19 protein-coding genes are annotated in these 20,937 nt (G+C 54.8%); 11 read left to right on the top strand and 8 right to left on the bottom strand.

Annotated features, from left to right (window positions below; all coding sequences use genetic code 11):
- Positions 1–48: 48 nt before the first annotated feature.
- A complete protein-coding gene (gene rsfS / locus ABD851_RS09390; RefSeq protein WP_344978509.1) occupies positions 49–453 on the bottom strand; it encodes a ribosome silencing factor in 405 nt (134 codons plus the stop codon).
- 187 nt (positions 454–640) lie between these two features.
- Here rsfS and ABD851_RS09385 point away from each other — a divergent pair, with 187 nt between their 5' ends.
- Positions 641–1,399, top strand: coding sequence for a biotin--[acetyl-CoA-carboxylase] ligase (locus ABD851_RS09385; RefSeq protein WP_344978506.1), 759 nt, complete (start codon positions 641–643; stop codon positions 1,397–1,399).
- A 2-nt stretch (positions 1,400–1,401) separates the two neighbouring features.
- Here the strand turns inward: ABD851_RS09385 and ABD851_RS09380 are convergent, their stop codons facing one another.
- The 4 genes from ABD851_RS09380 to ABD851_RS09365 form a co-directional block, all read right to left on the bottom strand.
- Positions 1,402–1,740: a translation initiation factor gene (locus ABD851_RS09380; RefSeq protein WP_344978504.1), complete on the bottom strand. Its 339-nt coding sequence runs from the start codon at positions 1,738–1,740 to the stop codon at positions 1,402–1,404.
- Between the two features lie 303 nt (positions 1,741–2,043).
- A complete protein-coding gene (locus ABD851_RS09375; protein WP_344978502.1) occupies positions 2,044–2,967 on the bottom strand; it encodes a diacylglycerol/lipid kinase family protein in 924 nt (307 codons plus the stop codon).
- Between the two features lie 169 nt (positions 2,968–3,136).
- Positions 3,137–3,985 (bottom strand): carboxylating nicotinate-nucleotide diphosphorylase, encoded by an 849-nt coding sequence (nadC, locus tag ABD851_RS09370; protein WP_344978500.1) that lies wholly within the window; start codon positions 3,983–3,985, stop codon positions 3,137–3,139.
- 106 nt (positions 3,986–4,091) lie between these two features.
- Positions 4,092–4,496, bottom strand: a complete 405-nt coding sequence (locus ABD851_RS09365; RefSeq protein WP_344978498.1) for a DUF4783 domain-containing protein — start codon at positions 4,494–4,496, stop codon at positions 4,092–4,094.
- Between the two features lie 210 nt (positions 4,497–4,706).
- Between ABD851_RS09365 and gpmI the strand changes: the two genes are divergently transcribed.
- From gpmI to gmk, 4 genes are read left to right on the top strand one after another with little or no spacing between them, the layout of a single operon-like run.
- The gene (gpmI, locus tag ABD851_RS09360) at positions 4,707–6,257 is read left to right on the top strand and encodes a 2,3-bisphosphoglycerate-independent phosphoglycerate mutase (protein ID WP_344978496.1); all 1,551 of its coding nucleotides are present in this window, start codon (positions 4,707–4,709) and stop codon (positions 6,255–6,257) included.
- A gap of 35 nt (positions 6,258–6,292) precedes the next feature.
- Positions 6,293–6,991, top strand: coding sequence for a DUF4290 domain-containing protein (locus tag ABD851_RS09355; protein ID WP_344978494.1), 699 nt, complete (start codon positions 6,293–6,295; stop codon positions 6,989–6,991).
- Positions 6,988–8,298 carry a UDP-N-acetylglucosamine 1-carboxyvinyltransferase gene (gene murA, locus ABD851_RS09350; RefSeq protein WP_344978492.1) on the top strand — a complete coding sequence of 437 codons (1,311 nt, stop codon included), beginning with the start codon at positions 6,988–6,990 and terminating at the stop codon, positions 8,296–8,298. Before ABD851_RS09355 ends, murA begins: the two co-directional genes overlap by 4 nt.
- 2 nt (positions 8,299–8,300) lie before the next feature.
- A complete protein-coding gene (gene gmk, locus ABD851_RS09345) occupies positions 8,301–8,873 on the top strand; it encodes a guanylate kinase (RefSeq protein WP_344978490.1) in 573 nt (190 codons plus the stop codon).
- 368 nt (positions 8,874–9,241) lie between these two features.
- Here the strand turns inward: gmk and ABD851_RS09340 are convergent, their stop codons facing one another.
- Positions 9,242–9,856, bottom strand: a complete 615-nt coding sequence (locus ABD851_RS09340; protein WP_344978488.1) for an acyl carrier protein phosphodiesterase — start codon at positions 9,854–9,856, stop codon at positions 9,242–9,244.
- A gap of 210 nt (positions 9,857–10,066) precedes the next feature.
- On the opposite strand from ABD851_RS09340, the gene ABD851_RS09335 reads away from it, so the two are divergent.
- Complete coding sequence (locus ABD851_RS09335; RefSeq protein WP_344978486.1) at positions 10,067–10,471, top strand: hypothetical protein; 405 nt, start codon at positions 10,067–10,069, stop codon at positions 10,469–10,471.
- A 189-nt stretch (positions 10,472–10,660) separates the two neighbouring features.
- A complete protein-coding gene (locus ABD851_RS09330) occupies positions 10,661–11,635 on the top strand; it encodes a deoxyhypusine synthase family protein (RefSeq protein ID WP_344978484.1) in 975 nt (324 codons plus the stop codon).
- 21 nt (positions 11,636–11,656) lie between these two features.
- Here ABD851_RS09330 and tatC read toward each other — a convergent pair whose 3' ends face one another.
- Both tatC and ABD851_RS09320 read right to left on the bottom strand, forming a co-directional pair.
- On the bottom strand, positions 11,657–12,460 hold the full coding sequence (gene tatC / locus ABD851_RS09325; protein ID WP_344978482.1) for a twin-arginine translocase subunit TatC: 804 nt from the start codon (positions 12,458–12,460) through the stop codon (positions 11,657–11,659).
- A gap of 348 nt (positions 12,461–12,808) precedes the next feature.
- Positions 12,809–14,071 (bottom strand): hemolysin family protein, encoded by a 1,263-nt coding sequence (locus ABD851_RS09320; protein ID WP_344978480.1) that lies wholly within the window; start codon positions 14,069–14,071, stop codon positions 12,809–12,811.
- Positions 14,072–14,119: 48 nt separating this feature from the next.
- Between ABD851_RS09320 and ABD851_RS09315 the strand changes: the two genes are divergently transcribed.
- The 4 genes from ABD851_RS09315 (at position 14,120) to ABD851_RS09300 (ending at position 20,930) form a co-directional block, all read left to right on the top strand.
- On the top strand, positions 14,120–15,499 hold the full coding sequence (locus ABD851_RS09315) for a LutB/LldF family L-lactate oxidation iron-sulfur protein (protein WP_344978478.1): 1,380 nt from the start codon (positions 14,120–14,122) through the stop codon (positions 15,497–15,499).
- Between the two features lie 30 nt (positions 15,500–15,529).
- Positions 15,530–16,198 carry a 3-keto-disaccharide hydrolase gene (locus ABD851_RS09310; protein ID WP_344978476.1) on the top strand — a complete coding sequence of 223 codons (669 nt, stop codon included), beginning with the start codon at positions 15,530–15,532 and terminating at the stop codon, positions 16,196–16,198.
- Between the two features lie 67 nt (positions 16,199–16,265).
- Positions 16,266–17,498, top strand: coding sequence for a FecR domain-containing protein (locus tag ABD851_RS09305; RefSeq protein WP_344978474.1), 1,233 nt, complete (start codon positions 16,266–16,268; stop codon positions 17,496–17,498).
- A 117-nt stretch (positions 17,499–17,615) separates the two neighbouring features.
- The gene (locus ABD851_RS09300; RefSeq protein WP_344978473.1) at positions 17,616–20,930 is read left to right on the top strand and encodes a TonB-dependent receptor; all 3,315 of its coding nucleotides are present in this window, start codon (positions 17,616–17,618) and stop codon (positions 20,928–20,930) included.
- Positions 20,931–20,937 lie beyond the last annotated feature (7 nt).

Below are 20,937 nucleotides of genomic sequence, written 5' to 3'. Positions count from 1 at the left end.
GGTTATATTGATCGTTTAACGGCCGTTTTTCCTGCCTGAAGGCTACTGTCATTTGTCGTTGTGCTCCATAACGCCGGCATCATTCCACATTTCCTCCAGCCGGTAAAATTTCCGGACTTCGGGTTGAAATACATGCACTACAATATTTACATAATCGATCAGCACCCATTGCAGCGCGGCGTAGCCTTCGTGTTTATAGGGATCTTCACCCGTTTCTTTTTTTACCGTCTCTTCCACAAAATCGGCAATGGCACGGACCTGTGTGGTAGCATTGGCCTCGCAGATCACAAAGAGATCAGCCACTGCTTCGGGAATCTGGCGCAGATCCAGGGACACGATGTGGGTGCCTTTTTTTTCCCGGATAGCGTGAATAATGGCTTCAAATAATTTACTGTTCCTGGTTAAGCGGGTTGCCCCTTTCGGACGGGTGTTCAGTACGGTTAATGGTGCCAAATAAATAGTGATTTTATGTTTATTTTCAATTATTATAATTGATTAACCCGCAAAGTTAGTAATTCCCTTATTAAATACGGGGTTAAATTCCATGACCGGCCGGATACCGGGAATGGGATACCTTTGCGGGATATATAAGTAAACGGCAGGTCCTGCTAAATGTTCATACTCCTTATAAATATTTTTCATGTCTGAAAACGCCGTTTCCATCGGTCGTCCCTGGGTGGAGCTGTCCTCGGTGGACAGTACCAATAACTATGCCATGGCCTGCTGTGCCGGGGAGGCTGCCGTAGCGGAAGGCACCACTTATTTCGCCCACCGTCAAACTGCCGGAAGAGGCCAGCGGGGCCGGCGCTGGAGCGCCGAGGCGGGGGAGAACATCACGCTTTCCGTCGTGCTGCGGCCGGAATCAAAAGCCCTTCCGGAACCCTTCCTCCTGAATGCAGCCATGGCGCTCGGAACGCTTGATTTTTTCCGTCAGGCCGCCGGGGAGAAGGCCTGCATAAAATGGAGCAACGATCTTTACTGGGATGACAGAAAGGCAGGCGGGCTGCTGATCGAGAACAGCTGGCGGGGGGGCCGCTGGCAATATGCCGTGGTGGGTATCGGAATCAACATCAACCAGGTGGTCTTCCCCACCGATCTTCCCAACCCTGTTTCTCTGCGGCAGATCACCGGGCAGGCCGCTCCGGTCGTGCCCCTGGCCCGGGAGCTGTGCCGCTGTCTCGACCGGCGCTATCAACAGCTCCGACCCGGACACTACGAGAGGGTGATGAGCGATTATACCCGCTCCCTCTACCGGCTGGACCAGCCGGCGCTGTATGAAGTGGAAAATGAAACTTTTGAAGGGATCATCCGGGGCGTAGCCCCCGACGGGCGACTGCTTTTGGAAAGGGGAAATACCCGGTTACAACTCGACTTCGGGGCGGTGCGGTTTGTGATTTGACCTTAAACAGTTTTTACGCCGTAACCCGCTTTGCGAAGCATACCGGTAATCTTGGTGCGGCAGTCGCCCTGAATAATGATCAGACCGTCTTTGACGCTGCCTCCGGTACCGCAGTAGGTCTTCAGCTGCCGGCCCAGCGTTTCGAGGTCGGCGCTTTTCCCGGTAAAGCCGGCGACGGTGGTCACCACTTTTCCGGCCCTGTGCTTGGTATCCAGCTTCACCTGCAGCATTTGCTGCGCAGGAGGAAGCGTTTCCTGCTCCCCGCTTTCCTGCTCAAAGGCAAAGTCCGGATTTGTGGAATAAACGATACCGCCAGTTCCGGATTTGTTCTTTTTGGCCATGGGTCATTCTGGGTTAAAGATTAAAGGCACAAGGTCAGGGGCATTTTTTCTCATCGGTCATTGGCTTTTGTTTGGGTTTCTGATTTCTGGTTCTTTCTTTGCCTTGATGCAAAGAAAGAACCAAAGAGAAATCAAGACTGCCGAAAAATGACTAAAATTTGCTCCATTTCACAAATTTTTTAACGTCATTTTTCTAAGGTCATTATCGCAATGCGCTTATTGCGCTGAACGACCAAAATCGGATGGATAATGCTATTAAGAATAATCATCAAATTACCCAATCGTTAAAATGCCCTTCACCTTTCACCCTTCGCCTTTTACCGTTATTCCCCCTTTAGGGGGTCGGGGGCTGGGCACGATCACCCGGAGCGCCCGGGGCCGGAGGCCGATTTCCACATAGCCGTTTTCTACCGGCAGGGCATCGCCGTCCACCTGCATCCACTCCAGCGGCTCATCCCGCGTAATCCGGACGCGGCGGCACCGGAGCTGCTGAATATAGGCGTTGTTCCGCAATCTGCCTGTCAGGGCCTGCAATCCGACATGGGGCAGGTTCGTCATCCGCAGGGGATGCATTACACAAAGGTCCAGCCACCCATCGTCCGGCAGCGCCCCGGGAGCTATTTTAAAATCGTATCCAAACTGCGTGCCGTTGGCCACCGCCACAAAGAAAGCCTTTTCATGCAGGAGGTGCCCGTCTGCCTCCAGGTGATAATGCTTGTGCTGGTATTTGCCGAGCGAATGCAGCACAAGCTTGGTATAATTAAGTAAGCCGCGACCGGTATTTCTGGCAAAAAGACGCGCGATCAGCGCATCGAAACCGACGCCCGCATTGCTGAGAAACAGGTGACCGTTGGCCGTTCCCGCATCGATCCAGCGGGTATGCTGCCGGTTGATCAGCCGGATGGCCCTGCCGGTATCCCGCGGAATGCCGAGGGTCCGCGCCAGCCCGTTTCCGCTTCCTTTGGGAATCACCGCCAGCAGCGCATCGCTGCCTTCCATGCCCTGCGCTACCTCGTTGACCGATCCATCGCCTCCCACAGCGGCAATAATATCTACGCCGGCCTGCACGCCTTCCCTGGCCAGCGTTACGGCATGCCCGCGATAGCCGGTAAAAACGATCTCGCTGGAAAAACGCGTACCGTCCAGCTCCCGGGCGATCACCCGGCCCAGCTGCTTGCGACGGTCAGTGCCCGACTTCTGATTGATGATAAAAAGAACGCGTTTCACCGTCGATAGTCAGTGGTTTCTGGTTTCCGGTTTCTGATTTGAAGTTTCTGGTTTGAGGTTCCGTAGCCTAAGGTTCAAAGTCTAAAGTTGATCTGTCTGGAACGGAACCTTAGACTTTGGACTTTAAACTAAAAATGCCTTTCACCCTTCTCCTTTAACCCTTCACCTCTCATTGGGCCGCCTTCAGGCTCAGATCCAGGCTCACGGCCTGGTGGATAACCGCTCCAGCCGAGATATAATCCACCCCGGTAGCGGCATAAGCCTCCAGGTTGTCGAGCGTAATCCCTCCCGAGGCTTCCGTTTCGGTGCGGCCGCCGATCTGCCGTACGGCCGCCGAAAGCTGCTCCGGCGAAAAGTTGTCCAGCATGATGCGATGCACTCCTCCGGCGGCGAGAATCTCTTCCACATCGGCCGGCGTGCGGGCCTCTACTTCTATCTTGAGGCTCAGCCCGTTCGCAGTCAGGTATTCCTGCACCCGGCGAACCGCCCGGGTAATGCCCCCGCAATAGTCGATATGATTATCCTTCAGCATGATCAGGTCGTACAGACCCATGCGGTGATTGACACCTCCTCCGGCTTTTACGGCTGCCTTTTCCAGCATTCTGAAGTTGGGGGTGGTTTTCCGGGTATCCAGAAGTCGGGTGGCGTACCCCTGCAGCCGGTCGGTGTATTGCCGGGTCAGCGTGGCGATGCCGCTCATCCGCTGCATGCAGTTGAGCACCAGCCGCTCTCCCTGGAGAATGGCATGCACCCGCCCAGCTACTTCAAAGGCATGCTCTCCCGGACGCATGGCCTCACCGTCCTGCTTGTACGGTACAAAAACGGTTTCCGGGTCCAGGTACCGGAAAACGGCTTCCGCCACCTCCATACCGGCCAGCACCCCCGCCGCCTTGATCTTGAGCACAGCCTTCCCGCAGGCTTTCGCCGGTATACAGGCCAGGGTGGTATGATCCCCGGGACCTACATCTTCGGCCAGCGCGGCACGGATAAAGGCGTCGAGCAAAGACGCATCGTTCATGAAAGCATGGTTTTGGCGGGGCAAAAATAACAAAAAGCGCCCTTCGGGACGCTTTTATCCGCAGGAGATAAGCCGGATAAGCCGCCAAATGGCAGGCAGACCGGCCTTATTTTTTCTCGAAACGAAGCTCCTGCAGCTTGTACAGGTCTCCTTTCTGCCGGAAAAAGAAGGTGGTCCGGAAAACGCCGCCGGCAGTGCTCAGGCTGCCGATACCAAAAACGGAACCTTCGCCCGAAGATCCTTTATGGATCAGCTTAAAATCCTTGACCGCATTTTTGGCAAAAAAGTCACGTAAAACGATCTCCGCCTGGGATTTGCTGTAGGAGTTGGCATTTCCCGGCAGCGCCACCTCCACCATCGTGTCGAAATATTTTGCGAGGCCGACCGCGTCACCCTCTTTTAAGGCCGCCTGCACGTCCTTGAACGGGTCGGCCGCTATAACAAAGGACATCAATACCGCACCGATCCCCATCCACTTCAATGTGCGCGACAGCGTTATCGTCAGGTCCATGATAAATCCTCCTATCGTAAGTATAAAGTGTAAAAATAAATCCGACAGCTCGTCGCTAAAACTATGCCAATTCACTGCCTCCGGCAGGGTCTGGCAACCGCCGGGACAAGCAAAACAGAGGACGTAAAGATAGCAAATCCACCGCATAAAATCATTCATATGATATGTAAACATAATACAATAAATCATTATTTACCGTAGCTTTGCAACATGGCACAACAAAAACAAGCGATCCTCATTATCATGGACGGATGGGGACACGGCCGGGTACGGAAGGCCGATGCAGTAGCGCTGGCAGGTACCCCCTTTGTAAGCTCCCTTTATCACCGTTACCCGAATACGGAGCTGGTGACCTGCGGCGAAGCGGTGGGTCTTCCCGAGGGCCAGATGGGCAATTCCGAAGTCGGTCACCTCAATATCGGGGCCGGCCGGATCGTCAACCAGGAGCTCCAGCGGATCAACATAGCGGTCCGGGAAGGAAAGCTGGCTGAAAATAAAATACTGAAAGACACGCTGCAATATGCAGCCGACGGGAAAAAGGCGCTGCACCTGATCGGACTGGTCAGCGACGGCGGCGTGCACTCCCATATCAATCACCTGAAAGCGCTGACCGAAATAGCGCAGCAGACAGGGTTAAGCAAAGTATTTATCCATGCTTTTACCGACGGCCGCGATACGGACCCCAAAAGCGGGGCCGGCTTCCTGAAAGACCTGCAGCAGCACCTCGAAAAGACGACGGGACAGATCGCCACCGTTACCGGACGCTATTACGCGATGGACCGCGATAAGCGATGGGAACGGGTAAAGCTCGCCTACGATGCGCTGGTAAACGGCACCGGCACCCCGACCAAGGATCCGGTGGCCGCCGTGGAGCGATCCTATGCAGACGGGGTTACCGATGAGTTTATCAAGCCCATTATCCATGTGGACGATGCGGGCAAACCCATCGGTAATATCGGGAAAGACGATGCGGTCATCTGCTTTAATTTCCGTACCGACCGATGCCGTCAGATCACGCGGGTGCTGACCCAGGAAGATATGCCGGATCAGGGAATGCATACCCTGCCCCTGCATTACGTCACCATGACGGAATACGACAAGTCCTTCAAGAATATCCCGGTCATTTTTGAAAACGACAACCTCTCCATGACGCTGGGCGAGGTATTGGAAAAGGCGGGTAAAAAGCAGATCCGCATCGCCGAAACCGAAAAATACCCGCACGTCACCTTCTTCTTCAGCGGAGGAAGGGAAAAGGAGTTCGAAGGCGAGAAACGGATCATGGTACCTTCCCCCAAGGTGGCTACCTATGACTTGCAGCCTGAGATGAGCGCCGCGGAAGTCACCGTCAAGCTTTTACCGGAGATCGAAAACAAAGCAGCGGATTTTGTGTGCCTCAACTTTGCCAATGCCGACATGGTGGGCCATACCGGCGTCTGGGAAGCGGCCATAAAAGCGGTACAGACCGTAGATCACTGCGTGGAACAGGTGGTTACCGCCGCGCTGAAGAACGACTATGTGGTATTTCTCACCGCCGATCATGGCAATTCGGATTACATGATGAACGAAGACGGCTCTCCCAATACGGCGCATACCCTGAATCCCGTTCCCCTGTTTGTGATCAGCAATGATTTCAAAGGCCCGCTGAAAAGCGGGAAGCTGGGCGACCTGGCCCCCACGATCCTGCACTTCATGGGATTGAAACAGCCTGCCGAAATGACCGGCGCCGTGCTGACGGACGAAGCCGATCAGGATTTTTCGTAACTTTGCAGCTTATACTTTACGGACACGCACACTATATGGAATACAATACCTCGCGCAACCACCTGATCATGCGGGAATACGGCCGCAATATCCAGAAGATGGTGGAATACCTGCTAAGCCTTGAAGACCAGGAAAAACGCCAGAAGAATACCATGGCGCTGATCGAGCTGATGGGCACCCTGAACCCCCACCTGCGGAATGTGGAAGATTTCCGCCACAAGCTCTGGGACCACCTGTTCCTGATCTCGGATTTTTCCCTGGAAGTGGATTCCCCCTATCCTATCCCGACCCGGGAAACCCTGAAGGCCAAACCGGCTCCCCTGCCTTATCCCAAGAAGCATCCCCGGTTCCGGCATTTTGGCAAAAATCTCGAAATGGTGATCGACAAGGCCCTGCAGGAAAGCAACGAAGAAAAACGGGAAGGCTTTACCCAGACCATCGGCAACTATATGAAGCTGGCCTATGCCAACTGGCACAAAGAAAGCATCCACGACGATATGATCCGCAGCGAGCTTTCGCTGATCACCGACAACCAGCTGAGCTACCAGACCGGTTATGCCAGCTCGCCCCAGCCTTTTGTGCAGCAGGACAGCTACCGGCCCGCCAACAAACGTAAAAATTATTCTTTCAAAAGCGGAAAGAACGGCGGCAACGGAAAAGGGAACGGGAATGGTAACGGCTACGGGCATACGCACACCTACAAGAAATACAACAACAAAAACCGCAATAAGTGAGTTTTGCTTTTGAGGTACGCGGCGGCCGCCCCCTGCGCGGGGAGATCGTCCCCCAGGGCGCCAAAAACGAAGCCCTGCAGGTGATCAGCGCCGTCCTGCTTACCCCGGAGAAGGTCACGATCAGCAATATCCCCGATATCCTTGATGTAAACCTGCTCATTGCCCTCCTGGAAGAAATGGGGGTAAAAACCGAGCGGATAGACCGGCATACCTGCGTCTTTCAGGCAGCCGATATAGATTTTGATTACCTGCAGAGCGATGCGTTCCGCAGCAAATCCGGCCGCCTCAGGGGCTCCGTAATGCTGGCCGGTCCCCTGCTGGGCCGCTTCGGAAATGCTTTCATCCCCAAGCCCGGGGGCGACAAGATCGGGCGTCGCCGGCTGGATACCCATCTTACCGGCTTTGAAAAGCTGGGCGCCCGGTTCAGCTATGACAAAAACAGCAGCTTTTTCGAGCTGCGGGCCGGGAAGGGCCTGACCGGCACCTATATGCTGCTGGACGAACCCTCGGTAACCGGTACGGCCAATCTGATCATGGCCGCCGTGCTCGCCAAAGGCACCACCACCCTTTACAATGCCGCCTGCGAACCTTATGTTCAGCAGCTCTGCCATATGCTGAACGCCATGGGTGCCGATATCCGGGGCATCAGCTCCAACCTGCTCACCATCAATGGGGTACGGTCACTGGGGGGATGCAGTCACCGCATCCTGCCGGACATGATAGAAGTAGGCTCTTTTATCGGCCTGGCTGCGATGACCCAGGGCGAGATCACCATAAAAAATGCCGGCATCAGCCAGCTGGGCATGATCCCGGACAAGTTCCGCATGCTCGGCATCGAGCTCGAATACCGGGGAGATGATATCCATATCCCCGCTCAACCGGACTACGAGATACAGCAGTTTCTCGACGGTTCCATTCTCACCATCTCGGATCATCCCTGGCCGGGCCTTACCCCGGACCTGCTCAGCATCATGCTGGTGGTGGCCGTTCAGGCCAAGGGCAGCGTGCTGATCCATCAGAAGATGTTTGAAAGCCGTCTGTTCTTTGTAGACAAGCTGCTGGATATGGGCGCCCAGATCATTCTCTGCGACCCGCACCGGGCTGCGGTGATCGGGCTGAACCGCAGCCACCCTTTGCGTGGGATCACCATGTCCTCCCCTGATATCCGCGCCGGCGTGGCCCTGCTCATCGCCGCGCTCAGCGCCGAGGGCGAAAGCCTGATCCAGAACATCGAACAGATAGACCGGGGATACCAGTATATCGACGAACGGCTGCGGCAGTTAGGTGCCGATATCAGAAGGGTTTAGCTATGTCACCTGCGCATAAAATCATCATCCTTACGGCCCCTTCCGGCGCTGGCAAAACCACCATCGCCTATCGCCTGCTGCAACAGATTCCCGGCCTGGTCTTTTCCGTTTCGGCTACCACCCGCGCACCCCGCGAAGATGAAACCGCCGGTAAGGATTACTATTTCCTGTCGGTAGCGGATTTTCGGCAAAAGATTGCGGACGATGCATTCGTGGAGTACGAGATGGTATATGAGGGAAAATACTACGGTACGCTCCGGACCGAGCTGGAACGCATCTGGCAGCTGAATAAATATCCCCTGCGGATTATCGACGTGGCCGGCGCCCTGGCGCTGAAAGAAAAATTCGGAGCAGATGCCTGTGCCATCTTCATACGCCCGCCTTCGCTGGAGGCGCTGCGGGTACGGCTGCTGCTCCGCGGCTCGGAAGACCGGCATACCCTGCTGGAACGTACCGAAAAAGCGCGGGTAGAGATGAACTACGCCGACCGCTTCGACCATACCGTGGAAAACGAAGACCTGGACCGGGCGGTGGCCGCCTGCGCCGACATCATCCGGGATTTCCTCAAAGCCTGAGTCCTGTCCGGTTTCTGATTTCTCGTTTCGGGTTTATCTCGCGCATTATGATTTTTAAAGGTCTCGATGAAACGAAGTTCGGCAACGCCATTTAAAAATAATTCGATCCAGTTGCCAAGGCTGCGCCTTTCTGATTTCTCGTTTCTGATTTCTGATTTCTGGTTTGAAGTTTGACGTTTTCGGTTTCTGGTTGCCGGTTTCAAGGTCTAAAGTTGATCCGTCTAAAACGGAACCTTAGACCTTGAACTTTTATATGATTACTTCATTATCAAATCATCAAATTTCCAAATCATCAAATCCGATTCAATGCCCTTCACCTTTTACCCTTCATCTTTAACCGTTATTCCCCCTTCAGGGGGTTAGGGGGGTTACCCTTCGTCTTTAACCGTTACTCCCCCTTCAGGGGGCTGGGGGTAGCTTTCGGCAAACTGCATGACTTCCGGTATAAAGTCGGCATAGCAGTCCGAAAGCGCTTCATAATGGGTCCTGAACGCCGTGAGCGCACCTGCATCGGCAGAAAGATACCGGGCCCGCCGGTAGATACCGTTAAAGGCCCTTTCCACACCGTCCCACCCCAGGTAGCTGTACAGCCAGTCGTGCCGGCGCATATACGAAAAAAGCGTTCCGAATCCTTCCGGGAACACCGCTTCATAGGTCTGCAGGCTGCGGTAGGTATCCTGCGAAAACTGCTGCAGCGCTTCTTTCCCGAAATAACGGGGATCATTGGCCAGAAAGTGATCATATACCACATCGGTAAAAACGCCGCTGTACAGCCCGCAGGCCGTCCTAAAAAAACTTTTTGCCTCCCGGGTAACGGGATGGCAATCGGTAAAATCGTCGATGGCCCGGTGCAGGCGTATGCCTTTCAGGATGCCCGCCGGGTAAGCATACATCCGCCGCCCTTTTACAAAATCAGCGATCATATTCCCCGCCAGTATATCCGGCTGCCCGAAGGAGAGAAAGGCATGCGCCAGGTAGTTCATGAAAACAAACCTACGCTTTTTCCCGCAGAGGCGGATACAGCGGTCCTCTCATGCGTCTCCGCTATTGCAGCCGTCTGCCGGCCCCTTTAACAAAACCTTAACTTTCAACGGTGCAACTTTTCCGCTCCCTCCCGGCCTTTTATATCAGAAAGCCAAACGCGTTTATGCCCTCATTGTAAAATTCATTCACAAGCCACTCAACTCATCATCATGAAAAAAGTATTTCGCAGCGCAATATGCATTGTCCTGCTGCTGGCCACCACTTTGTACATACCCGTCCGGGGCGCGGCCGACCCCGGCAAAGACACCACCTATGCGACTTCCGATGGTATCTATACGATCAGATCCACCGCCAATGAAAAATTTTATTACGACAAAAAGGGGGCGCTTGCTTTCTCTTCCCGTAATATTACAGACAGCGACCTCCCGCTCTCCATAATGCGGAAGCTGATGAAGCGCTATCCGGATAACTATTTCCGTAACATCCTGCAGTTCCATACGCCGCTGGGTAAAAACATCTACTTTATCACCCTCGAATCAGACAAGCAATGGACCGTACTGCAGGTAGGGGATTTTAACCAGATCAAGGTGCTGCAGCGCCTCGATAAGATCTGATGATCGGCACAGTTGGTTTTGTACCTGTCTGCACCCGTGTGCAGGCAGGTTTTTGTTTCCGGTTTCTGATTTGTCCGTGCCTGAATAACGTTGACCGTTTTTAGGTAATTAGGAAATCAGCACATCATCAAATCATCATTAATAGCCCCGTGTGTCTTATTTTTGCTGTCCAACCAACAACCGGACAACATGAACAAGGGACCCGTATCGCAGTTTATCGAACATCATTACCGTCACTTCAATGCGGCCGCGCTGGTGGATGCCGCCAAAGGCTACGAGCAGCATCTGGCGGGGGGCGGCAAGATGCTGATATCCCTGGCGGGCGCCATGAGCACCGCCGAGCTGGGCATTTCCCTGGCCGAGATGATCCGCCGCGATAAGGTGCAGATCATTTCCTGCACCGGCGCCAACCTCGAAGAGGATGTGATGAACCTGGTGGCCCATTCCCACTATAAACGGGTGCCCCATTACCGCGACCTCACGCCCCAGGACGAAAAAGCCCTGCTGGACGATCACTATAACCGCGTCACCGACACCTGTATCCCCGAAGAGGAAGCCTTCCGCCGCCTGCAGCAGCACCTGTTCCGGCAATGGAAAGAAGCCGAAGAACGGGGCGAACGTTATTTTCCCCATGAATTTCTGTATAAGACCGTTCTGAGCGGCGACCTGAAGCCCTACTACGAAATAGACCCGAAGGACAGCTGGATCCTGGCTGCCGCCGAGAAAAACATTCCCATCGTGGTACCGGGCTGGGAAGACAGCACTACCGGAAATATCTTCGCCAGCTATGTCATCAAAAACGAGCTGAAGGCGTCTACGGTGAAAAGCGGCATCGAGTACATGGTATATCTTACCGACTGGTATCGCAACAACAGCGGCGGCAAAGGGGTAGGGTTTTTCCAGATCGGCGGCGGTATCGCGGGAGACTTCCCCATATGCGTGGTACCGATGATGTACCAGGACCTGGGCTGGGAAGCGGTACCCTTTTGGAGCTATTTCTGTCAGATCTCGGATTCCACCACCTCATACGGCTCCTATTCGGGCGCCGTTCCCAACGAAAAGATCACCTGGGGCAAGCTGGATGCCGATACGCCCAAATTCATCGTGGAAAGCGATGCCACCATCGTAGCGCCGCTGATCTTCGCCTGGCTGCTGGGCTGGTAAACCGCCGCCTCAACCCGGCTATCAGGACCATTCCGCCGCATCCTCTTCCGCGCGCTGCTTTTCCATGCGCTTGGCGATGCTGATGCTGACCTCGAACAGGAGGTACAGGGGAAGGGTCACGATAAACTGGCTGGCCACATCCGGGGGGCTGATAAAGGCCGCGATCACCAGGATAATCACAAAGGCATGCCGCCTGTATTTTTTCAGAAAAGCGGAAGTCAGTATCCCTACCTTGGCCAGGAAGTACACCAGCACCGGCAGCTCGAACAGCGCGCCGCAGCCCATGACCAGCTGCGAAAGTGTGCTCATGTAGCTCTGTATGGTGATGATGTTCTCAATGCTTTCCGAAAGCTGGTAGGAGGCAAAGAAGTTCACCGTGTAGGGGGCGATCATAAAATAACCAAAGGCAACCCCCATAAAAAACAGCAGCGAGGTCCAGAATACCACCCCACGGGTGTATTTCAGCTCACCGGGCTTCAGGGCCGGCTTTACAAAGCGCCAGAACTCATAGAGGATATAGGGGGCGGCGATGATAAAGGCAAAGGTAAAGGAAGAGCTGAAGGCCTGCATGAACTGCCCGGAAAGCTGCATGCTCTGGAATTTGACGGGGGCGTCCGGAAGACAAAGCCTGTCGCCCAGCCCCAGCCGGTGACCGATGCCGCAGAGTATACGATACGTGATAAAATCATGACGGGTAGGGCCCATGATGATACGCTCGTAGATAAAATGTATCTTGATAAAGCAGATGATCCCTGCCACCACAATGGCGGCCAGGGAGCGGATGATGTGCCAGCGGAGCTCTTCGAGATGATCGAAAAAATTCATTTCCGCTTTGAGCGGATTGTTCTTAAACAATTGCTTGAACATAAATCACAGACCGACAGTAAATGACGCGCAAAGTTAGCAATCTGCACCAATTTGCCTAAAAAAGATGCGGAACAGTATCATATACCCATGAAAAAGCCCGCCCGAGAAGAATCAGGAGCAGGCCTTTCATCCATTGTTTGTTAACCCCAAAAAAGTTTATTGCAATTTTTCGTTCCCGCCGGTTTTATCAGACACTTATTTGAATGGCAAGCGGCAATGAGTGAATGACACAACTGCTGACAGAACTGGTCACAATATTACAAAATTTTTCGGGAAAGTAAAAATTTTTTAAGCCGGGGCTTCTTTCTACCGGAGCACACGCATTTTCACCGTTTCTATGCGCGTTTCGGTGACATTCAGCACCTCAAATTCAAAATCGCCGATAATGATCCGCTCCCGGGTCTGCGGGATGGTCTCGTGGTGGGCAATGATGATCCCGGAAAGGGTTTCGCTCTCCCCTTCCGGAAGATCGAAGCCATATCGTTCGTTCAGATAGTCGATCTCCAGGCGGCCGGAGAAGATATATTCCTTATCAGCGATCTGCTTTTCGATAAATTCCTCTGTATCATACTCATCGCGGATTTCCCCGAAGATCTCTTCCAGCAGGTCCTCCAGCGTCACGATGCCCGCCGTGCCCCCGAATTCATCCACCACCCAGGCAAGGCTCCTCCTTTCCTGGGTAAACTTGCTCATCAGGTCGATCACGCTCATCGTCTCCGGCACCGCCAGGATGGGGTGAAGCGTTTCCCGGATGTCGGCAGGGCGTTTATACAGGTCCAGCTGGTGTATATAGCCCAGGATATTGTCGATATGCTGATCGTAGATCACCAGCTTGGAAAGCTTGGTTTCCAGAAAACGGCGGATAATGGCCGGCAGCGGGGTATTTACCTCCATGGCCTCTATCTCCTTCCGGGGGATCATGCAGGCACGGATCTTTACCTGGCTCAGCGAAAGGGCGTTCTCAAAAAGCTCCGCATTCAGCTCCTGGTTTTCCTGGGTATGTTCCTGTCCCTGCCGGAAGAAATTTTCCACTACGGCGCGGTTAAACACCTCCTTGCGATCCGCAATACGCACATTGAACAGGTATTTGAGCATCCATTCGGATATGCCCACCAGCAGGGAAGCTACCGGATATAATATCTTGTAAAAAAGCGATACAGGAACGGAAAAAAATACCAGCAGGCTGTCGGCCCGGGCCCGGAAAACGGCGCGGGGCAGCGCTATGCCGACGATGACGATGGCGGCGGTGGCCAGGAATATCTCGATGACCAGCTGGAAATACGGCAGCTCCCGCGGTCCCCCGAGGGCGCGCCGCCACAGGGGTTGCAAAAACTCATCCACTGCGATGCAGTACAGCACCAGCATGATCGTGAGCCCCACCAGGCTTACCGCCACAAAACGCGCCGGCTGCTCGATAAAGCGCGAAAGGATCTTTCCCGAGAGGATGCCCTGTTTGCGCCGCAGTTCGATGCTGAGCTTGTTTACGTTTCCGAACGCCACCTCGATACCGGCAAAAAAGGCGGTCAGCAGGATGGTGGCGATCAGGCCGGTCAGCTGATAGTTATTCATACCAAACAAAGATAAGTAAATTAGTATCTTTGTTTTACACTTTGAGGTATGCAGGAGATTTCCAACACTTTTTTGGCCAAAAGCGAGGTAAAGGCGCAGGACCTGGAGCATCGCCGGAAGATCAACTTCAATATCGGCCGGTACAACGATGCCTTCCAGAAGGGCAAGCACCAGTTTACCGACCTGTCCACGGCGCGGGAAAGGGCCAAAAACGTGAAATGGCGGGCCATCGAGAACCTGGATAAATACCTGGAAGAGTTCGAGGCCAATTTCAGCCGCCGCGGCGGCAAGGTGATCTGGGCGGAGGATGCAGACCAGGCCCTCGGCGAGATCCTGAAAATCTGCCAGGCCAAAAAGGCCAAAGCCGTCATAAAAGGTAAATCCATGGCCACCGAGGAGCTTCACCTGAACGACTTCCTCGCGGAGCACCAGATCGAATCCCTCGAATCCGACCTTGGCGAGTATATCCAGCAGCTGGACGGGGAGCCGCCCTATCACATCGTTACGCCGGCCATGCACAAAAGCAAGGAGGACATCGCCCGGCTCTTTCATGAAAAGCTGCAGGTGGACGCCAAGCTCACCCCCGAGCAGCTGACCGCCGTAGCCCGGGAAAAGCTGCGGGAAAAATTCCGCACCGCCGACATCGGCATTACGGGAGCCAATTTTATCCTGGCCGATACCGGCAGCATTGCCATCACCGAGAACGAGGGCAACGGACGGCTGACGACCACCTTTCCCAAAACCCATATCGTTATTGCCGGCATCGAAAAGGTGCTGCCCTCCGTAAACGACCTCGCGCTGTTCTGGCCCCTGCTGGCCACCTTCGGCACCGGGCAGCAGGTCACCGTGTACAATACCATCCTGAGCGGTCCCCGGCAGGAAAATGAAACCGACGGTCCCGACGAGATGTATGTAATCCTGCTGGACAACGGCCGTACCAACATCCTGAACGATGCCGCCGTCCGCGAAAGCCTCTACTGCATCCGCTGCGGCGCCTGCCTGAACGCCTGCCCGGTATACAAAAACATCGGGGGCCATACCTATGGCACCACCTACAGCGGACCCATCGGCGCCGTCATCACCCCCCACCTGCGCGGCATGGACGAATACAAACACCTCAGCTATGCCTCTTCGCTGTGCGGCAACTGTACCGAGGTATGCGCCGTAAAGATCAACCTGCACGAGCTGCTGCTGGTGAACCGGCACGAGGCGGTCGACAAAAACCTGGGCAGCGGCGCGGAAAAGATGTCCTGGTTCCTCTGGAAACAAGCCAGCCTGAGCCGCCGGCTGATGAATATGGCCAAAGGCAGCACCAAGAACTGGGTCATCAGCAAAATGTTCCGCAAAGCCTGGGGAGATCGCCGCGAGCTTCCGGAATTTGCCCCGAAATCCTTTAACCAGCTCTGGAAAGAACGAAAAGGTAAGTGAAGTCGCTAACCATTACCCTAAACGAATAATATGTTGAAACGTAACCTGCTCCTGGCCCTGACCCTTATTCTGATCATGAGCTGCAGCGCCAGTAAAAAGACCAGTGGCACGCCTCCGGGAACAACCCGCCAGGGAGGCTGGATCTCCCTCTTTGACGGCAAATCCCTCAACGGCTGGAAGGTCGGCGACCATGCGGGCACCTTTACCGTACAGGACGGCATGATCGTGGCCCACGGCCAGACGGCGCATCTTTTCTATGAAGGGGATGCCATGAACCACAACTTTAAGAACTTCGACTTCAAGGCGCAGGTAATGACCACTCCCGGCTCCAACTCGGGCATCTACTTCCATACCGCCTACCAGGAAAGCGGCTGGCCGGCCAAAGGCTACGAGGTGCAGGTCAACAACTCGCATACCGACTGGCGGAGGACCGGCAGCCTCTATGCCATCCGCGACGTCAGGGACATCCTGGTAAAGGATAACGTGTGGTTTACCGAAGAGATCATCGTGCGCGGCAAGAGAGTGGTCATCAAGGTAAACGACAAAACCGTAGTCGACTATACCGAGCCCGAAAATCCCAAACGCTCCCCGGACATGGCAGGACGGCTCATCTCCAGCGGTACCTTTGCTCTGCAGGGGCACGACCCCAACAGCAAGGTATTTTTCAAGGACCTGGAGGTGAAGGTGCTGCCGGATTGATGCGATAAAATATTATTTGCCCGCTTTCACCCCTTTTTGACATTGGGTTGTTTTAGGTAACCATGCCATGAAACAACCCGACGCCCATTTTGAAATAGCCGCCCTGTTCGGGAAGATGCTGGAAGGCTCCCTGAGCCCGGAGGAGACTGCGCGCCTGGAAGCCTGGGTCGCGGAAAGCCCGGAGAACAGGGAACTATGGGCCCGGCTCAGCGATGCGGACTACCTGCAAAAGGAGCTCCGCTCCTGGCGGGCGCAGCACAGCACGCGGACCGCTTCCTGGAAACGGCTGGCCCGGCGCATTTCCCCGGGTGCGGTCCGCCATCATTTGCTACGGAAAAGTCTGCGCATTGCCGCCGTAGCGCTGCCGCTGCTGGCCGCGGCCGGGCTCGGATATCTCATGCTCCGGGACAAAAAAACGCCAGCTCCCGCTGTGGCCGTCCATACCCCCGCACCAACAAAAGATACCACGGGTCTTTATCCCAAAGGAAAGGTAGCGCAGCTTGTCCTGGGCAACGGCAGGACCCTGCAGCTGGGAGGTCCCGATTCCGCTACCATCAAAGAAGCCGACGGTACCCAGGTACGCAACCAGGGAAATATCCTGCGTTATACCGGGGCGGATACGCCGGATGACAAGATCGTCTACAACTCCGTCATCACTCCACGGGGCGGCGAGTACCAGCTGGTACTGTCCGACGGCACAAAAGTATGGATGAATGCCTCGTCCCGCCTTCGTTTCCCCATCCGCTTTTCCGGGAATGAGCGGCAGGTCTTTTTATCGGGTGAAGCTTATTTTGAGGTAGCCGCCGATGCAGGGCGCCCCTTTATCGTCAGTACGGACAGATCGGATATCCGGGTGCTGGGGACCGCCTTTAACATATCCTCCTACCGGGAAGAAGCCACCGAAAGAACCACGCTCGTAACGGGATCCGTACAGGTCAGACCGAAAGGGATGACACCGGAAGCCATCCTGCTCAAGCCGGGTTTCCAGGCCGTCTTGTCCGGAAACAGCCACGGACCCATCGTCAGCAAAGCCAATCTGGAAGAAACACTTTCCTGGAAAAACGGCCTGTTCGTTTTTGACAGCGAGGCGCTGGAGAGCATCTTGAAAAAGATAGAAAGATGGTATGATGTCACCGCGGAGTACAATGCTCCTCCGGGAGAGCCGCTGCATTTTACCGGCCGCATCCGTAAATACGAAAACATCACGTCAGTACTGCATCTGCTGGAGCTTACCGGAAAGGTTCATTTTGAACTGGAAGGGCGCCGGCTGATGGTCATTCCCCGCGGCCGCCAACCCTGATGAAACCCGAAAAAACCGGGAATGCAGTCACACTCCCGGATTAAAAGCCGAACAACCTGTTCCTTTCCCCTGAGAAAGGAGGAACAGGCATTGTCTAACTGTTAACCATACGAATGTATGCAAAAAAAGCAATCCTTCCCACACCGGCATTTCGGGAGACGCCTGCCGGTATTAATGCTCAGAGCCATGCGTATTACGCTCTTCCTGACCTTTGCCTGCATACTGAAGCTTTCCGCCCGGGGATATTCCCAGGAGGTGCGGCTGAGCTTCTCCCTGCACGAGGCAAAACTGTCCGCGGTTTTCCGCATTATACAGGACAAAAGCGATTATCAGTTCCTTTATAACGATGAGGATGTGCAGCAGTCACCCCCGGTGACGCTCTCGGTCAAAGACGCCACCATCCCGGAAGTGCTTGATCTTTGTTTCAGGACCTCTTCCCTCCGTTATCATATCGAACAAAAAACAGTGGTGGTGAGCCAGCAGCCTTCTCCTCCGGTAACAGCAGCCCTGCCGGCATTCACCGTCAAAGGGAAGGTCACCGATCCTGCAGGGAACGCCTTGCCCGGTGTCAGCGTGAGCCTGAAAGGAACACAAACCGGGACGATCACGGATGCCGACGGCAACTATTCGCTGGAGCTGCCCTCCGGTACGGGCACGCTGGTGTTTTCGTATGTCGGCTACAATAAGCAGGAGATGGCAGTGGAAGGGCGGTCCAGCCTCAACGTCACCTTGCGGGGCAATGTCTCTTCGCTGGAGGAGCTCATGGTCGTAGGATATGGCACGCAAAAGAAAAAAGACCTGACGGGCGCCGTGTCGCGTGTGGACAACACCCGTTTTGAAACCCTGCCGAATACCAATATCTCGCAGGCCCTGAGAGGTTCCATACCCGGCGTGAATATCAGCGCCGGCGGCAACGCCGGCTCCGGCTCCTCGGTCTCGATCCGCGGTCAGAACTCCATCACCGGCGGCAACGAAGCGCTGGTGGTAGTAGACGGCATTATCTACAACGGGCAGCTGGGCGACCTGAATCCCAATGATATCGCCTCTATCGACGTGCTGCGGGACGCCAGCTCCGCCGCCATCTTCGGCTCCCGCGCCGCCAACGGCGTCATACTGGTGACCACCAAAAGAGGCACGACCGCCAAACCCACCATCCAGTTCAACAGCTATGCCGGCGTACAGGACATGCTGATGACCCAGCATCTCGAAAGCCCCGGGGAGTATATACAGAAAAAGATCAACTACCAGAAGACCCTGGCCTTCCGGGGAGTAGCCCCCGAGCCGGATCCATCCAATCCCGTTCAGTACCTCAACGAGGCCGAAGTGGATAACTATAAAAAGGGGATCGTCGTCGACCCGCTCGATGTGATCACCCGGACGGCGCCAATACAGAGCTATAACCTAAGCGTCGGCGCCAATACGGGAAAAACAAATTACTTTATTGCGGGCAACTGGACCGATCAGAAAGGCGTCGTCATCGGAGACCGCTTCCGCAGGGCTTCCCTGCGGGTAAACCTGGAAACCGAAGTGACCGACTGGTTAAAGGTGGGGACCAATTCTTCCTTTTCCTTTGTGGATGTTTCCGGATCCCGCGCCAGCCTGGGCAGCGCCATCAACCTCAGCCCCTACGCCACCTGGTACCTGGACTCGGCCAAAACAACGCTGAACCCGGTGCCGATGACGGACGGGCTGATCGGCAACCCCCTGATGCCTACGCTGGATCAAAATACCAATCAACGGAAAGATCTCTTCGGTATCGTATATGCAGAGCTGAAGATACCGTTCATCAAAGGACTGACCTACCGCTTCACCTATTCCAATGACCTGATCTCGGGAACGCAGCAACATTTCTCTCCCTCTTTTAATGCAGGCGGGCTCGACCGGGTTGCGACAGCCAGCACATTGGACTCTTCTTCCCAGGACATGTACCTGGAAAGCCTGATCAAATACAACCATACCTTCGCCCAGGATCACAAGGTGGACGTGACCTTGCTGTATAACTATAATTTTTCCTCGGTTAAACTCCTGTCCGCCAACGCGAACACCTTTCCCTCGGATGTATTATCCTATTACAGCCTCAGCCTCGGGGAAAACCAGAACACTGCCGCCGGTTACGCGGATTATCATGCCATCGCCATGATGGCCCGGCTCAACTACAGCTACAAGGACCGGTACCTGCTGACGGTGACCGGACGGCGGGACGGCGCTTCCGTGTTCAGCGACAACAACAAGTTCGCCTTCTTCCCCTCGGTAGGGCTGGGATGGGTAGTCTCTGAAGAAAACTTCCTGAAGAATAATCCGGTTATCGACTTCCTGAAGCTGCGGCTTTCCTGGGGCGCCAACGGCAACCAGGCTATTGCACGATACCAGTCGCTCAGCCGGATAGAGCCGGGTGGCTCCCATAACTATCTGCTCGGCGGGACCACGGCTTACGGTATCGCCAAGACCTCCATCGGGAACCCGGATCTCAAATGGGAAAGCACCTATGCCACCAACCTGGGGCTGGACTTCGAGCTGCTGCACAGCAAGATATCGGGCAGCCTGAACTATTACAACTCAGACACGCGCAACCTCCTGCTGAATCGCAATATTCCTATCCTGAACGGATTTAGCAGCGTGCTTTCCAACCTGGGCGCGGTCAACAACAAAGGGATCGAAGTGGAGTTAACTACCCCCAACGTGCTGAACGGAGCGGTAAAATGGGGAATGGGACTGAACTTTGCCCGCAACAAAAACCGGATCGTCCATCTCTACGGGGACAAAGACGAGAACGGAAAAGAGCTCGACGATATCTCCAACAACTGGTTTATCGGCAAATCCCTCGGCGCTTATTACAACTACGAGCCCGACGGCATCTGGCAGACCGGCGATGATATCCCCGAAGGGTTCCGCGCCGGGGATGTCAGGCTGAAAGACCTGAACGGCGACGGAAAGATCACACCGGACGGCGACCGCACCATCCTGGGTTATGACAAACCCGATTATATGTTCGGGTTCAATACTTCCGTGCAGTATAAGGGATTCAGCCTGTATGTACAGGTAACCGGAGCAGTCGGCGGGGATAGGGACAACCGCGATATACTGGATCCCCCGGTAAACTTCACATACCGCATGCACGGCATCTACCAGGACTGGTGGACGCCGGACAACCCGAACAACAGCCTGCCTTCCATGGATTATCAGGACGCCTACCATATCAACTTCCTGCAAAGCACCACCTGGGTACGTATACAGGACGTTTCGCTGTCCTATACGTTTCCAAAGCCGCTCACAGACCGGCTGAAGATGAACCAGCTGCAGGTGTATGTCAGCTCCAAGAACTCCTTCCTGTTTACACAGTGGGGCGGCTGGGATCCGGAAACCACCGGAACGGGCCGCGGACAATACCCTACCATGCGCTCTCTCATCTTCGGCCTAAACCTGAGCTTGTAACATAAAA

This window comes from Compostibacter hankyongensis (assembly GCF_039541075.1).
In the GTDB taxonomy this organism is placed as follows: domain Bacteria; phylum Bacteroidota; class Bacteroidia; order Chitinophagales; family Chitinophagaceae; genus Compostibacter; species Compostibacter hankyongensis.
Note: the sequence above shows the minus strand (reverse complement) of the source record. Positions and strands in the feature narration are given on the sequence as shown.